General features: G+C 74.2%; 14 protein-coding genes. 8 read left to right on the top strand and 6 right to left on the bottom strand.

The window, feature by feature from the left end:
* Positions 1 to 61 precede the first annotated feature (61 nt).
* Complete coding sequence (locus ACH4SE_RS01235) at positions 62 to 547, top strand: carboxymuconolactone decarboxylase family protein (RefSeq protein WP_398541175.1); 486 nt, start codon at positions 62 to 64, stop codon at positions 545 to 547.
* Positions 548 to 623: 76 nt separating this feature from the next.
* Here ACH4SE_RS01235 and ACH4SE_RS01230 read toward each other — a convergent pair whose 3' ends face one another.
* Together ACH4SE_RS01230 and ACH4SE_RS01225 are read right to left on the bottom strand one after the other, a co-directional pair.
* On the bottom strand, positions 624 to 1,175 hold the full coding sequence (locus tag ACH4SE_RS01230) for an EF-hand domain-containing protein (RefSeq protein WP_398541174.1): 552 nt from the start codon (positions 1,173 to 1,175) through the stop codon (positions 624 to 626).
* A 479-nt stretch (positions 1,176 to 1,654) separates the two neighbouring features.
* A complete protein-coding gene (locus tag ACH4SE_RS01225) occupies positions 1,655 to 4,237 on the bottom strand; it encodes an FtsX-like permease family protein (RefSeq protein ID WP_398541173.1) in 2,583 nt (860 codons plus the stop codon).
* Between the two features lie 267 nt (positions 4,238 to 4,504).
* Between ACH4SE_RS01225 and ACH4SE_RS01220 the strand changes: the two genes are divergently transcribed.
* From ACH4SE_RS01220 to ACH4SE_RS01210, 3 genes are all read left to right on the top strand, one after another.
* Positions 4,505 to 4,990 carry an SRPBCC domain-containing protein gene (locus ACH4SE_RS01220; RefSeq protein ID WP_398541172.1) on the top strand — a complete coding sequence of 162 codons (486 nt, stop codon included), beginning with the start codon at positions 4,505 to 4,507 and terminating at the stop codon, positions 4,988 to 4,990.
* Between the two features lie 2 nt (positions 4,991 to 4,992).
* The gene (locus ACH4SE_RS01215) at positions 4,993 to 5,460 is read left to right on the top strand and encodes an ArsR/SmtB family transcription factor (RefSeq protein ID WP_398541171.1); all 468 of its coding nucleotides are present in this window, start codon (positions 4,993 to 4,995) and stop codon (positions 5,458 to 5,460) included.
* Between the two features lie 289 nt (positions 5,461 to 5,749).
* Complete coding sequence (locus tag ACH4SE_RS01210; RefSeq protein WP_398541170.1) at positions 5,750 to 6,025, top strand: SRPBCC domain-containing protein; 276 nt, start codon at positions 5,750 to 5,752, stop codon at positions 6,023 to 6,025.
* Here the strand turns inward: ACH4SE_RS01210 and ACH4SE_RS01205 are convergent.
* A complete protein-coding gene (locus ACH4SE_RS01205) occupies positions 6,009 to 6,452 on the bottom strand; it encodes a Fur family transcriptional regulator (protein WP_398541169.1) in 444 nt (147 codons plus the stop codon). The two genes, ACH4SE_RS01210 and ACH4SE_RS01205, sit on opposite strands and share 17 nt — an antisense overlap.
* 168 nt (positions 6,453 to 6,620) lie before the next feature.
* Between ACH4SE_RS01205 and katG the strand changes: the two genes are divergently transcribed.
* Entirely contained in the window at positions 6,621 to 8,846 is a 2,226-nt protein-coding gene (gene katG, locus ACH4SE_RS01200; RefSeq protein ID WP_398541168.1) for a catalase/peroxidase HPI, read from the top strand.
* 226 nt (positions 8,847 to 9,072) lie between these two features.
* On the opposite strand, the gene ACH4SE_RS01195 is transcribed toward katG, so the two are convergent.
* Positions 9,073 to 9,627: a hypothetical protein gene (locus tag ACH4SE_RS01195; RefSeq protein WP_398541167.1), complete on the bottom strand. Its 555-nt coding sequence runs from the start codon at positions 9,625 to 9,627 to the stop codon at positions 9,073 to 9,075.
* Between the two features lie 390 nt (positions 9,628 to 10,017).
* Here ACH4SE_RS01195 and ACH4SE_RS01190 point away from each other — a divergent pair, with 390 nt between their 5' ends.
* Positions 10,018 to 11,826, top strand: coding sequence for a hypothetical protein (locus tag ACH4SE_RS01190; RefSeq protein WP_398541166.1), 1,809 nt, complete (start codon positions 10,018 to 10,020; stop codon positions 11,824 to 11,826).
* A 7-nt stretch (positions 11,827 to 11,833) separates the two neighbouring features.
* On the opposite strand, the gene ACH4SE_RS01185 is transcribed toward ACH4SE_RS01190, so the two are convergent.
* Entirely contained in the window at positions 11,834 to 12,460 is a 627-nt protein-coding gene (locus ACH4SE_RS01185; protein ID WP_398541165.1) for a helix-turn-helix domain-containing protein, read from the bottom strand.
* A 78-nt stretch (positions 12,461 to 12,538) separates the two neighbouring features.
* On the opposite strand from ACH4SE_RS01185, the gene ACH4SE_RS01180 reads away from it, so the two are divergent.
* Positions 12,539 to 13,498, top strand: a complete 960-nt coding sequence (locus tag ACH4SE_RS01180; protein ID WP_398541164.1) for a class I SAM-dependent methyltransferase — start codon at positions 12,539 to 12,541, stop codon at positions 13,496 to 13,498.
* 48 nt (positions 13,499 to 13,546) lie between these two features.
* Here the strand turns inward: ACH4SE_RS01180 and ACH4SE_RS01175 are convergent, their stop codons facing one another.
* The gene (locus ACH4SE_RS01175) at positions 13,547 to 14,017 is read right to left on the bottom strand and encodes a hypothetical protein (protein WP_398541163.1); all 471 of its coding nucleotides are present in this window, start codon (positions 14,015 to 14,017) and stop codon (positions 13,547 to 13,549) included.
* Between the two features lie 229 nt (positions 14,018 to 14,246).
* On the opposite strand from ACH4SE_RS01175, the gene ACH4SE_RS01170 reads away from it, so the two are divergent.
* Positions 14,247 to 14,714 (top strand): DoxX family protein, encoded by a 468-nt coding sequence (locus ACH4SE_RS01170; protein ID WP_398541162.1) that lies wholly within the window; start codon positions 14,247 to 14,249, stop codon positions 14,712 to 14,714.
* The last annotated feature ends 14 nt before the right edge of the window (positions 14,715 to 14,728 follow it).

The raw sequence follows: 14,728 nt of genomic DNA, 5'->3' as shown, positions 1-14,728 counted from the left end.
TGTGGGCGAACCGCGCCGGGCCAGGAGAGCACGGCGCATCCACCGCACGGGAGGAACCCCCATGGCACCCCGCTTCGACCTGCTCGCCGCCCCGACGTCCCAGAAGGTCGGCAAGCGCTTCTACGCCGCCTCGCTGGCGCTCTTCGAGTCGACGACGCTGCCCCGCGCGCTGACGGAGCTGGTGCAGCTGCGCGTCAGCCAGATCAACGGCTGCGGCTACTGCGCCGACGTCCACATCAAGGAGGCCGCAGCGGCCGGGGAGAGCGCGCTGCGGCTCGGCCTCCTCGCGACCTGGCGGCACACCACCGTCTTCACCGAGGCCGAGCGCGCCGCGCTGGCCTTCGCCGAAGAGGGCACCCGGATCGCCGACGGCGCCCCCGGGGTGACCGACGCGACGTGGGCGGCGGTGCGCGAGCACTACGACGAGGACGGGACCGGCGCGCTGGTCGTCCTGGTCTCGCTCGCCAACGCGGCGAACCGCATGGGCGTCATCGTGCACAACGAGGGAGGTTCGTACGCGTCGGGTGCCTTCGCGGCGCTCGGCTGAGCGGGGGTTCGGCCGAGCGCCGCGAAGGCGGGCACGGGTCCGCGACGGACGGGCCTGATCGCGCCCGGTACGGGGGTCAGGCCGCGCTGCCCGCCGTGTCGGCGGCCCCGGCGACCAGGTGGTCGCCGGGGATGCCGGCCTTGTCGGGCGCGTAGTAGTCCTTGATGCCCTCGGCCCATGTCCGTACGCCGATGCGGTCGTCGGGGGTGGGGGAGAAGGCGTCGAAGAGCGCGTCGATGTTGCTGCGCCGGAAGCCGATGGCCGTCATCAGCGCCATGAACGCGGGCCTTTCGACCAGCCCGTCGCCGTCCGGGTCCCCCAGCTCCGCGAGCGCCTCGGCGAATTCGGCGACGGTGGGTGCGAAGCGCGCGGGGGACAGGACGCACGAGTGGTACTCCTCGAAGTCGATCCGCCCGTCCCGGTCGGTGTCCAGCTCCTTCAGGAGTGTCGTCCAGTAACGGGCGAAGGCGGCGTGCATGCGCTCCTGGGCCGCTGTGCCCGCGCGCGGTGCCGCGGCGACGACGCGGTCGCTCATGAGCGAGAAGTCGTCGGCCTCCAGCACCCCGTTGCCGTTCGCATCGAGCAGCGAAAAGACGAGCGCGACCCTCCGGGTGGCCTCTGTGCGCATGGCTGCGTTGCCTCTCTTGCCGTGATGCCGCCGTGGTGGGGACGGGTCCCCCGCGGCCGGGCCTTCTGCCCGGCTCGTGGGAAGAGGTGCCCGGCGCCCGGGACTCGTACACCGCAAGCGGACACGGTTGCCCACAAAGGGGGAATTCCCGGCATTCCGGTGTGAGTTCGGGCGGGATCGGGTAAATGCCTGAGCGCGTGCCGGTGTTCGGCCCCGCGCCCGGCCGCGAGCCCCCGGTGGGGGCGGGGGCCGGGAGGCCTCGGTGCGGGCGTCCTCGGCGCGGCCCGTTCCGGCCGCCCTCCGCAACGCCACCGCGGGTGGATCGCCCCTGGTCGGAGGCGACTTGGAGGGCGTTGTCAGACCCTTGGTGCAGACTGTCGTCAACCGGTCAGAAACCCGTGAAAGGGAAATTTCCGCCCGGGGCTCCGGGGCCGTCCGCAACGGCCCCGGAGCCCCGGGCGGAAGGGGGGAGAGAGGGGCTAGTCGCTTGCGGCCATGACGTCGACGGGCCGCGGGCGCAGGGCGAAACGGCCGGGGAGGGCGGTCGCGGGAAGGGCCAGCAGGGCGGCGAGCGCGAGGACGGACAGGTAGGGGACAAGGGCGAGGCTCGGAGAGGAGGTGCCGGTCATGCCGGTGCTGAAAGCGGTGAGGACGGCGAGGGAGATGGCGGTGCCGAGCAGGGCCGCGAGGGCGACGACGGCGGTGGCCTCGCAGGCCAGCATGCGGAGCACCTGCCGCCGGGTGGCGCCCACGAGCAGCAGCCGGGCGAATTCGCGGACGCGCTCGGCGGTCGACATGGCCAGGGTGTTGACGGCGGCGATGGCGGTGAAGACCAGGACCAGGCCCATGGCGAGGAACTGGGCCTCGGCGTTGCCGCGCCGCACGGTGGGGGCCAGCGCGTCGGCCGCGTGCCCGGGGGCCAGGACGCGGATACCGGGGTAGTCGCGGACGGCCGCGGCGAGGGTGTCGCGGCCGGTGCCCGCCGTGGTGCGGACCAGGACGGCGGCCGCGAGCGGGTTGTCGACGTGCCGGGCCACCAGGGTGTGGGACATGGTGAGGTCGCCGAAGCCGAGCCCGCGGGTGTAGACGGCGGCGACGGTCAGGGTCACGGGTGTGCCGTCGCCGAGCGTCACCCGCAGCGTGCTGCCGGGGTGCACGTGCCGGGTGCGGGCGGCGGTCTCGCTCACCGCGACGCTCGTGTCGCCGAAACCGGCGAGCGAGCCGGCCACCACGTCCGGGTCCAGGCCGTGGCCGAGGGATCCGGCGGTCACGCCCTGCGCGGGGAATTTGTCGAGCCCGATGCGGACGGTGGTGCGGACGACCTCCGTGACGGACGTGACACCGGGGGCTCGGCGTACGGCCATGGCGGCCGCGTCCGGCACCCCGAGCCCGTCGGAGGCCAGCGCCCAGGCGCCCCGGGTGCCGGCGGCGGCCTGGTCGTGGGCGGCGTGCTGGAGCGTCGCCTGGGTGAAGAGGACGGTCGAGGCCATGGCGACGAGCAGGGCGAGCGGGGTGACGGCGGCGGCGTTGCGGAAGGCGTTGCCGCGCAGGTTGCGCCGGGCCAGGACACCGGGGAAGCGGGCCGCGCGCAGCGGCCCGGCCAGCAGCGCGGCACCGCCGCGCACCAGCAGCGGACCGAGGAGGGAGACGGCGATGGCGAGGACGATCACGGTCAGGAAGGTGACGGGCGTGGCGGCCGGTTCGGTGTGCAGCGAGCGCAGGACGGCGACGAGCGCGCCCCCGCCGGCGAGCAGCACCAGGCCCGCGGCGGTGCGGGCGGCGGAGGCGCCGCGCTCCAGCAGCGATTCGGCCAGTGCCTGCGCCGGGCTCAGCCGGGTGATGCGGCGCGCGGAGATCCGGGCGGCGGCCCACGCACCCGCCGCGGTGGCCAGGGCGCCCGCGGCCACCGGCGCGAAGCCGACCGAGGGCCGCAGGGTGTCCGGGATCGCGCCCAGCGCCACGAAGCGGCGGAGGAGCCAGTGGGCCAGGGGCAGCCCGGCGAGCGCGCCGAGCACCCCGGCGGTCGCGCCCACGAGCAGCGCCTCGCGCCCGATGAGCTGCCGCAGCTGGCGGGAGGTCGCGGCGACGGCGCGGAGCAGGGCGAGTTCGCGGTGCCGCTGGCGCAGGGACAGCGCGAAGGTGCCGACGACGACGAGGATCGCGACCAGCAGCGCGGTGCCGCCGATGGCCCCGCCCATGCTGACCAGCTGGACGCGGGCGCGGGCCGCGTCGGGGAATTCGGCCGCGCCGCGCCCGTCGCCGGTGTGGACGCGGGCCCTGGTGCCGTCGAGCGCCTTGCGGAGGGCGTCCGGGTCGGGGCCGCCCTCGGCCTGCGGCAGCACGCCGAAGGCGGCCACCTGCCCCGGGTGGGCGGCCAGCCGCTCGGCCTCGGCCTGGCTGAAGAAGAGGCTGGTCTGCTCGGCGAGGTCGGCGTGCGCTCCGCCGTCCGGCGTGGTGGGGGCGGCGATTCCGCTGACGCGGTACGTCCGCGGGGCGGCGGTCGACTGGACCGTGAGCCGGCCGCCGGGCGCCAGGTGGGCCCGCCGGGCGAGTCCGCGGTCGACGACGACCTCGTCCGCGGCCGCCGGTGCGTGCCCGGAGACGAGCGCGAAGGGCGTGAGCACGGCGGAGCTCCAGGCGTGCCCGTACGCCCGGCCGTACGAGGGGGTCCCGCCCGCCGAGCCGGTGCCGGCGCCCGAGGCCGCGAAGGATTCGGCGGGGAAGGTCAGTTCGGGGACGACGGCGCGGACGCCGGGGACCGCGGCGATGCGGGGTGCGAGGTCCGCGGGGAGCCAGACGCGCTCGGCCAGGGGCTTGGCCTTGTGCTTGACCTTCGTCTTGCCCTTCTTGTGCTTGACGGTGGTCCGGTGGACGTTCTGGTCGGCGGTGACGACGACGGGCGCGGCGCCGTACCGCTCGGTGGCGATGCTGCCGGCGAGCCCCGTCTCCAGCAGTCCGCCGCACGCGGTGATCAGCGCCGCGGCGCAGAAGAGGGCGAGAAAGGCGCCCAGGAAACCGCTCCTGCGGGCCTTCAGTGTTCTCAGCGCGAGACGCGTCAGCATCGTGAACCGGTCCTCGTGGCAGTGGCGTCCGGCCCCGTCCCCGGGCCCGGTGGCCGGCATGCTCCGACCTGTCCCCCACGATCCCGTCCCGCCCGCCGCGCCACACTCCGGCGGCCCGCCACCTTGCAGGTGGGGCCAGCCCCACCAACTCCCGGCCGGGGGCACCCGGTTCCGCCACCCAGGCATACGACGCGCAACCATAAGTTGCGTATCGCGCGGGCCGCCGTTATCGTTATGCGCAACCGAACGTTGCGGGAGGTGGCCGTCATGGAGACGGGGACGAAGACGGAGTACGGGTCGATCACGCGGGAGATGCGGATCGAGGCGTCGCCGGAGGTGGTCTTCGACGTCGTGAGCAGTCCGGAGCATCTGCGGGAGTGGTGGCCGGACGAGGTGGACCTGCCGGGGGTCCCGGGTGTGGCCGGGCGGATCGGCTTCGGGGACGTGGCGAACGGCAAGGGTGACTGGGTGCAGTTCACCGTGGTCGACGCGGTGCCGCCGCGGCTGTTCTCCTTCCGCTGGACGCAGCCCGAGGGGGAGGCGGCGCGGCTGGGGAACTCCCATCTGGTGGTCTTCGAGCTGGAGGCCGCCGGGGAAGGGGTGACGCTGCTGCGGATGACCGAGACCGGCTTCCGCGAGCGCGGCTGGAGCGAGGCCCAGATCGTCGAGCGGTACAACGACCACTCCTCCGGCTGGGACTTCTACCTGCCGCGGCTGGTCGGCTACGCCGCCAGGGTCCGGGCGGCCGGGTAGCCGTGGCGGCCACCGGCACCGCCGCCGAGGGCGGCGGCGAGATCGACGACGACCTCTGGTCCGCGGTCGGCGACCCGACCCGGCGGCGGATGCTCGACCTGCTGCTGAGCGAGGGCAGCGGGACGGCGACGGGCCTGAGCGAGCGGCTGCCCGTCACCCGGCAGGCGGTCGCCAAGCACCTCGCGGTCCTGGACCGGGCGGGCCTCGTGCACGCGGCCCCCGCGGGCCGCGAGAAGCGCTTCCGCGTCGACGAGGAGCAGCTCGCCCGCGCGGTCGCCCAGCTCACCGGCGTAGGTGCCGCGTGGGACAACCGGCTGCGCCGCATCAGGCGCATCGCCGAGACCGTCCAGCGCCGGAAGGACGCCCAGGAGGCCCCCGACGCGCAAGAGGCCCAGGACGCCCAGGACGCCGAGGATGCGGGGGACGACAGGGACGTGCCCGGCGCGCAGGACGACGGCGACCAGAGCTGACCGGCCCCGCCGGACCCACCGGACCGACGGGACCGGCCCCACCGGACCGACCGGACCGGCGGGACCCACCGGCCCGACCGGAGATGAAACGACCAGCCCCAGTGAACGAAAGGCACGGCCATGCCCGACATCCTGCACCGCATAGGCGTCCGCGACGCCACGCCCGACCGGGTGTACGCCGCCCTCACCACGCTCGACGGCCTGTCCGGCTGGTGGGCGGAGAAGACCACGGGCTCCCCCGCGGCAGGCGGCGTCCTCGCCTTACTGTTTCGCCGTCGGCGGCTTCGACATGAAGGTCACCGGGACCGATCCGGGCCGCCGGGTGGCCTGGGAGGTGGTGGACGGCCCCGAGGAGTGGATCGGCACCACCGTCACCTGGGACCTGCGCCGCGAGGGGGAGTGGACGATCGTCCTCTTCCGGCACGAGGGCTGGCGCGAGCCCGTGGAGTTCATGGCGCACTGCAGCACGAAGTGGACGACGTTCCTGATGAGCCTCAAGCAGTTCGTCGAGACGGGCGAGGGCGCCCCCGACCCGCGGGACGTGGCCGTCAGCGACTGGCACTGACCTCCGTGGCGCCGTCCGCCGCGCACGAGGGGCACAGGCCCCGGTAGGTGACCTCCACCGTGTCGACGGTGAAGCCGAACCGTTCCGCCGGGGGGAGGTCGGCCAGCGGGCTGCCGGCCGGGTGGACGTCGCGGATCGTGCCGCAGCGCGAGCAGACGAGGTGCTGGTGCGGGTGGTGGGCGTTCGGGTCGTACCGCTTGGCGCGGCCGTCCGTGGCGACCTCGATCACCTCGCCCAGCGAGACCAGCTCGCCGAGCGTGTTGTAGACCGTTGCCCGGGAGATCTCCGGCAGCAGCTGGGCGGCCCGTGCGTGCACCTCGTCGGCGGTCAGGTGGACGTGGTCGCCGTCGAGGACCTGCGCGACCACACGCCGCTGCGAGGTCATCCGCCAGCCGCGGCCGCGCAGCCGCTCCAGCAGGTCGCTCATGTGGGTCCACCAATCAGGGTCAGGCTCCCGGTAGCCAAGAGTTTACCAAGTGCGGTCAGAGAATCGATGGTGTGTACGACTAGGGCAATTCTTGACTTGGACAGAGTCCATCGTAGGATCGTTTCCGGCGACAGGCCAAGTCTCAGGTCGGGAAGGACCCTCACACACATGACTGAGAACCACGACGCACTCGAGGCGGCCGGGCTGGCCGCGGGCGGCGGCTGCCCCGTCGCGCACGGGCGCGCACCGCACCCCACGCAGGGCGGCGGCAACCGCGGCTGGTGGCCCGAGCGGCTCAACCTCAAGATCCTCGCGAAGAACCCCGCGGTCGCGAACCCGCTGGGCGAGGACTTCGACTACCGCGAGGCGTTCCTCTCCCTCGACCTGGCCGCGGTCAAGCAGGACATCGCCGAGGTGCTCACCACCTCGCAGGACTGGTGGCCGGCCGACTTCGGCAACTACGGCCCGCTCATGATCCGGATGGCCTGGCACAGCGCCGGCACGTACCGCATCAGCGACGGCCGCGGCGGCGCGGGCGCGGGGCAGCAGCGCTTCGCCCCGCTCAACAGCTGGCCGGACAACGGCAACCTGGACAAGGCCCGCCGCCTGCTGTGGCCGGTCAAGAAGAAGTACGGCCAGAGCATCTCCTGGGCCGACCTGCTGATCCTCACCGGCAACGTCGCCCTGGAGCAGATGGGCTTCGAGACCTTCGGCTTCGCCGGCGGCCGCCCCGACGTCTGGGAGGCGGACGAGGACGTCTACTGGGGTCCGGAGACCACCTGGCTCGGCGACGAGCGCTACACCGGTGACCGCGAGCTGGAGGAGCCGCTCGGCGCCGTCCAGATGGGCCTGATCTACGTCAACCCCGAGGGCCCCAACGGCAACCCGGACCCGGTCGCCGCCGCCCGCGACATCCGCGAGACCTTCCGCCGGATGGCGATGAACGACGAGGAGACCGTCGCCCTCATCGCCGGCGGCCACACCTTCGGCAAGACCCACGGCGCCGGCCCGGCGGACAACGTCGGACCCGCCCCCGAGGGCGCGCCGATCGAGGCCATGGGCCTGGGCTGGGCGAACACGTACGGCACCGGCAAGGGCGCCGACGCGATCACCAGCGGTCTGGAGGGCATCTGGACGGACACCCCCACCACCTGGGACAACAGCTTCTTCGAGATCCTCTTCGGCTACGAGTGGGAGCTCTTCCAGAGCCCGGCCGGCGCCCACCAGTGGCGGCCCAAGGACGGCGCCGGCGCGGAGACGGTGCCGGACGCGCACGACCCGTCCAAGCGCGTCGCCCCGACGATGCTCACCACCGACCTCTCGCTGCGCTTTGACCCGGCGTACGAGCAGATCTCGCGGCGCTTCAAGGACAACCCGGCGGAGTTCGCCGACGCGTTCGCCCGCGCCTGGTACAAGCTGACGCACCGCGACATGGGCCCGATCGCCCGCTACCTCGGCCCCGAGGTGCCGGCCGAGACGCTCCTGTGGCAGGACCCGCTGCCGACCGCCGACTACGAGCAGATCGACGCGGCCGACGTCGCCGCGCTCAAGGAGCGGGTGCTCGCGTCCGGGCTCACCGTCGCGCAGCTGGTGTCCACCGCGTGGGCCTCGGCGTCCTCCTTCCGCGGCAGCGACAAGCGCGGCGGCGCGAACGGCGCCCGTATCCGTCTGGAGCCGCAGCGCGGCTGGGAGGTCAACCAGCCCGACGAGCTGGCGCTCGTGCTGCGCACCCTCGAAGGCGTCCAGGAGTCCTTCAACTCCGCGCAGACCGGCGGCAAGCGCGTCTCGCTCGCCGACCTGATCGTGCTGGCCGGCGCCGCGGGCGTCGAGAAGGCCGCCAAGGACGCCGGGGTCAGTGTCGAGGTGCCCTTCACGCCGGGCCGCGTGGACACCACGCAGGAGCTGACCGACGTCGAGTCCTTCGCCGCGCTGGAGCCGCTCGCCGACGGCTTCCGCAACTACGTGGGCAAGGGCCAGCGGCTGCCGGCCGAGTACCTGCTGGTCGACCGCGCCAACCTGCTGACGCTGAGCGCGCCCGAGATGACCGTCCTGGTCGGCGGCCTGCGCGTGCTGGGCGCCAACCACGGCGGCTCGCCGTACGGCGTGTTCACCGACCGGCCCGGCACGCTGACGAACGACTTCTTCGTCAACCTGCTGGACCTGGACACCACGTGGCAGGCGACCTCCCCGGACGCCACCGCCTTCGAGGGCCGTGACACCACCGGCGCCGTCAAGTGGACGGGCAGCCGCGCCGACCTGGTCTTCGGCTCGAACTCCGAGCTGCGCGCGCTGGCCGAGGTCTACGCGAGCGACGACGCGAAGGAGAAGTTCGTCACGGACTTCGTCCAGGCGTGGGCCAAGGTCATGGACCTGGACCGCTTCGACCTGGTCTGAGACCCGGTCCGAGACCCGGTCCGAGACCCGGTCCGAGATCGGTCCGGGGCCAGGGCCCAGATCGGTCCGGGGCCCGGTCCGACGCTCGTCGCGCCGCTGAGGGCGCACCTCCCGTGCGGGGCCCCGCGGTTCACCCGAACCGCGGGGCCCCGTCGCGTCGCGGGCACGCCCGGGCCGTTCACCCCTGCCGCTCGCCGGGCCCGGTACGGGCCCGGGGCCCACCGCGTCAGTAACCCCCGCCGGACTGCGAGCCGGAGGTGGTGATCTGCTTGCCGTCCGTGCCGACGACGTACCACTTGGCCCCGAAGTTGTTCAGGCCCTGGCCGCGGGTGTTGCCGGAGCCGGTGTCGGCGGCGAAGAGGTAGAGGGGGTGGCCGTTGTAGGTCACCTGGTTGCCGCCGCCCGAACGCTTCGTGGTGCCGAGCTTCTTGGCGTCCGCACCGCCGGCGGCCGTGGGCTTGCCGTTGACCAGCAGCGGCGGCCACACCTTCGCGCACGCGCCGGTGCAGGTGGACTCGTTCTTCTTGTCGGCGAGGAAGAGGTAGAGCGTGCGGTTCTTCTCGCCGCCCACCAGGATCTTGCCGAAGGGCGAGATGTCCTTGGTGGTGACCGTCGACGGAGTCGCCTTCGCGGCCTGGCCGGCCGGGCTCGCGGTCACGGTGGCGGCGGTCCCGGTGTCGTGGGCGCCGCTCTTGTTCCCGCCGCCGCTGGAGCAGGCGGTCGCGGTGGCGGCGAGCAGGGCGGCGGCGACGGCGGTCGTGACGGTGACGTGGTGCCTCACGGCGATTCCTCCGGGCGGTCGTGACGGTGGGGGATGCCGTACGGGGTACGGCGGGGGTACGTGCACGGGTACGCGGGGCGCGGCGGCCCGGGTGGCGGGCCGCGCACCGCCCACTACACGCCACTCCCGGGCAGCCGGCCACGCGGGAGCGCCGTCCGGAGTACGCACGCGGCTGCGCGGGCCGGGGCACGGGGCCCCGGTCAAGGGCCGTAAGCGGCCGCCGGGCGGTCCCCGGCAGTGGCGCGCGCGTGGCCGTCAGTGCCAGAGTGTCCACTCCGGTGGCGCGCCGGACGGCTTCCGGCAGGCGCACCGGCAGTCGCCGGACCAGGCGTGCGGGGCGCGGTACGAGCGCCGGCCGCGGGCGCCACGAACCATGACGGGGGAATCGCGATGGAACCGCTCAAGGCCGGTGACCCGGCCCGGATCGGTACGTACCAGCTGGTGGCCAGGCTCGGGACGAGCGGGCTCGGGCAGGTCTTCGCCGGGCGCGGCCCGGACGGCCGGCTGACGACGGTGACGGTGCTGCACGCCCGCCTCGCGGGTGACCCGCAGTACCGGGAGCAGTTCCGCCGCGACGTCGAGAGCGCCCGCCGCATCACCGGGCCGTCGCTGGCGACCGTCGCCGCCGACACCGAGGGCGACGTGCTGTGGGTCGCGACCGGCAGCGCCGACGCCCCGACCCTCGCCTCCGTCGCGGGCAGCGGCCCGCTGCCGCCCGCCGCGGTGCGCGACGTGGGCCTGGCGCTCGCGCACGCGCTGCGCGCGGTGCAGGCCGCGGGCGCGAAGCTCACCGGGATGGAGCCCTCCCATGTGGTCCTGACGCCCGAGGGCCCGCGGCTGACGCACTTCGGTATCACGCAGCCCATGGTCGGACCCGGCAGCACGATCGCCGCCGTGCCCTCCGACGCCGACGCCGTACGGGCTCTCGGCCGGGTGCTGCACGTCGCCGCGACGGGGCAGCCGGCCCCGGCGGGCGGCGGCTGGCAGCAGCCCGCCCCGCAGATCGCCGATCCCGTACTCGCCTCGATCGTCGCCGACTGCCTGGCGGCGCAGCCCTCCGGACCGGGCCTGGACACCGTCATCGAGCGGCTGACGAGCGCGGCCCCGCCCGCCATGGCGCCGCCGCCCGGCTTCGGGCCGGCCGCCGGTCCGCCGGCCGGTCCGCCGCCCGGTTTTCCGGCAGCGGGTTTCCCGGCCGGCGGTTTCCCGCCCGCCCCCGGCCCGGGCACGCCCCCGGGGCCGATACCCGCACGGCAGCCCTGGTGGCGTACGGCGAACGGCCAGCTGGTGGCGATCGTCGCCGTCGTGGCGATCGTCATCGGTATCGGCGTGGCGACCGCCGGCACGGACGGCGACTCGTCCTCCACCGCCAAGCCCGTTGTGAGCGCGTCCGGGCTGCCCTCGCTGCCGGGCACCCTGCCCGACGACAGCAGCAGCGACGAGGACAGCGACGGCAGCGGCTCCGACGGCGGCAGCGGCAGCGACTTCGGCAGTGACGAGCCCAGCGACCCGCCCTCCGCCGACCCCGTCGCGGACGCCGTGACGGGCGACTGCTTCGACAACTCGGGCACCGCCACCAGCCCCGAACTGACCTCCGCCATGTGCGAGTCGGGCACCTTCAAGGCCGTCGAGGTGCTGCACGGCACGAGTGACACCCACGACTGCGACAAGGTCGCCGACGACGACTGGAACGTCGGGTACCCCGGCCGCGACCTCGTGCTGTGCCTGAGCTACCAGTACGAGCACGGCACCGCCTACCACGCCGAGTCCGGCACGTGCGTCTACGGCGAGAGCGCCGGCAGCGACTGGGACGAGATCGACTGCCAGACGGGCGCCTTCACCGTCCTCGCCCGCTACACCGGCACCACCAGCTCCGCGAAGTGCAAGGGTCTGCGCGACTACGACTGGTCCGAGCACTTCGGCGTCACCGGCCGTTCCGACCTCGACGTCACGCTGTGCCTGTCGATGGTCTATCCGGACGACGCCGGGCACGCGGTGCTCAACCAGTGCCTGAAGTTCACCGGTTCCTACGCGCAACCGCACATGAAGTCCGTGTCGTGCTCGTCCGCGAACGTCATCGTCACCGGGCGCACGAGCAAGTACAACGCGAAGTCCTTCTGCGGCAACGACGCGTGGACCACCTGGAAGCCCACCGACTACCCGTCGCTCGCCTACACGATGTGCTATCGGCGGCGCTGACGTCCCGTCAGGCGTCCCCGGACCTCGCGTGCTGGGGGCGGGCGCGGACGTGCATGCGCTCCCCCTGCCGGCCGAAGAGGCTGAGCACCTCCGCCGGGTGCCCGTCCGCCCCGCTGAACCAGTGCGGCACGCGGGTGTCGAACTCCGCGGCCTCGCCCGGCCCGAGGAGGAGATCGTGGTCGGCCAGCACCAGCCGCAGCCGCCCGTGCAGGACGTACAGCCACTCGTAGCCCTCGTGCGTGCGCAGCTCCGGTTCGCCGGGGCGGGCCGGGACGAGCATCTTGTACGCCTGGAGCGGCCCGGGAGTGCTGGACAGCGGGACCACCGTGCCGCCGCCCGGCAGCGACCGCGGGGTCAGCCGCACCCGCGGGTCACCCACCTCCGGCGCGCCGACCAGCTCGTCCAGCGGCACCCGGTAGGCGGCGGCGAGCGGCAGCAGCAGCTCCAGGCTGGGGCGGCGCAGGCCGGACTCCAGCCGGGAGAGGGTGCTCTTGGAGATCCCCGTCGTCTCGGACAGCGCGGCCAGCGTGAGGCCGCGCCGGGCCCGCAGCCGCTTCAGCCGCGGGCCGACCTCGTCGAGTACGGCGCGGTGCGAGGGCGGCCCGGGGGCGGGGCCGGAGTCGGGTATCGGCACAGGGGTATTCCACCGCGCCGTCCCGGAAACGGCAACGGTAATTGCCGTGCGGTACGTCACGGGTGCACGCTGCCCGGCATGAGCGCTCACACGGACACCGCCCCCGGCCACGAGCACGGGAACCACGGCAGCGTGCACGGCCACGGCGGCCACGGACACGGTCACGGACACGACACCGGGATCGACTGGGAGGAGATGTCCGACCACCTGATCGCCGCCGGCGAGCTCCAGCTGCCCGCCCTGCGGGACGTCGCCGCCCGGCTGCACACCTTCGCCGACGGGACCGGCGGCGGCCACGAGGTGCGCCGGGTCCTCGACGTCGGGAGCGGCCCCGGCGTCATGACCTGCGTCTTCGCCGAGGAGTTCGGCACCGCCGAGGCCGTCGCCGTCGACGGCTCGCAGCCGCTGCTCGACCGCGCCCTCACCCGCGCCGCCGCCCTGGGCCTCCAGGGGCGGGTGGGCGTGCGGGCCGCCGAGCTGAACGGCGGCCTCGACCCCGATCTCGGTCCCGCCGACCTGGTGTGGAGCAGCAGGGCCGTGCACCACCTGGGCGACCAGCAGGGCGCCCTCGACGCGCTCGCGGCCGTTCTGAGCCCCGGCGGTGTGCTCGCGGTCGCCGAGGGGGGCCTGCCGCTGCGCTACCTGCCGCGCGACATCGGCCGCGGCGTCCCGGGCCTCACGGCGCGGCTGGACGCGGTGCAGGAGGAGTGGTTCGACGCGATGCGGGCCGAGCTGCCCGGCAGCAAGCCCGTCGTGGAGGACTGGCCCGGGATGCTGCGGACGGCCGGGCTCACGGACGTCACGAGCTTCACGTGCCTGCTGGACCTGCCCGCGCCGCTCGTCCCCGCAGGGCGGGACTACCTGCTGGCGCACCTCACGCGCCTGCGCGACAAGGTCGCCGGGGGGCTGCTCTCGCAGGCCGACCGCGACACGCTGGCCGTGCTCACCGACCCCGACGCGCCCGAGGGCATCCTGCACCGCCCGGACGCGTATCTGCTGATGGGCACCACCGTCCACGTGGGGCGCCGCCCGAGCTGACCCCTCGCGCCGTCAGGGGGCCGGCCCCCTGACGGCGCCGGCCGTACGTCAGGCGCGGGGCGCCATGTACGACGTCACGCGGTCGGCGAGGACCGCGTACTCGCCCTTGGTGAGGCCGCTGCGGGCCTGCCGCAGCACGGCCTCGACGATGTGCCAGCGCTCGTCGACCCGGCTCGGGCCCGCGTCCCCCAGCGCCTCCGCCGCGGCCAGTTCGGCGGCGGCCTCCGCGGCCTCCTCCTGCTCGACCTCGCGCAGCGCGCCCGCCGCGTCCTCGCGCCCGACGGCCGAGAGCTGCTCGGCGGTGACGCCGACCGCGCGTGCCATCCGGGCGAGCGTCTTGCCGGGGCTGCGGACGGCGACGTGCGTGCGCTGCACCAGCTGGTAGCCGGACACGAGCTGGCGCCAGCGCGCCTCGCTCATCCGGGCCCGGCGCGCGGCCTCCCGCTGGGAGATCTTCATGCCCATCTGGGCCTCTTTGATCAGCAGACCCTCGGGCGGCGCGGCCAGTGGCTCAGTCATGCGCCGAGCTTCGCACCACTACGCACACGTCGTCCACCGAATCCCCCGAAAGAGTGGCCCGTGGCAGGGCGCGCGGGATGGCCGAAAACAGAGGGGTCGGCGGGTCGGGTGGGAGAAGTTTTGTTTTCTGGTGAACAACTTCGGCGCGGGGTCCGTATGCCGTGGTGCCGGGGCGGCGCCCAGCGCCGGACCGGCACCGCTTGCTCCCCCCACACCTAAGGAGCACACCTTGGATCTCGACAAGCGGATCGACGCTGCACGCCCCTACGTCTTATCCCTCTACCGCATCGTCGTCGGGCTGCTCTTCGCCTGCCACGGTGCGTCCACCGTGCTCGGCATGTTCGGCGGCCCGGAGGGCGGCCGTCCGCACGCGGGGGCCTGGCCCTCGTGGTGGGCCGGGCTCATCCAGCTCGTCTGCGGGGTGCTCGTCTGCGCCGGTTCCGGTGACAGGACCACCCGGGCCGCGGCCTTCCTCGGCTCCGGCGCCATGGCGTACGCGTACTTCACCGTGCACCAGAAGCGCGCGCTGTGGCCGATCGAGAACGGCGGCGAGGCGGCCGCGATGTTCTGCTGGAGCCTGCTGCTGATCGCCGCGGTCGGCCCCGGAGCCTGGCAGCTCGCCCGCGCCCGCCTGCCCCGCCGGTCCGCCGACGCCGCGGCCGACCCCGACCGAGCCCCGGAGGCCCGCCTGATCTGACACGGCACGTACGA

This window comes from Streptomyces sp. NPDC020983, assembly GCF_044333485.1.
In the GTDB taxonomy this organism is placed as follows: domain Bacteria; phylum Actinomycetota; class Actinomycetes; order Streptomycetales; family Streptomycetaceae; genus Actinacidiphila.
The sequence above is the reverse complement of the archived record's forward strand: the minus strand, read 5'-3'. Positions and strand labels throughout refer to the sequence as shown.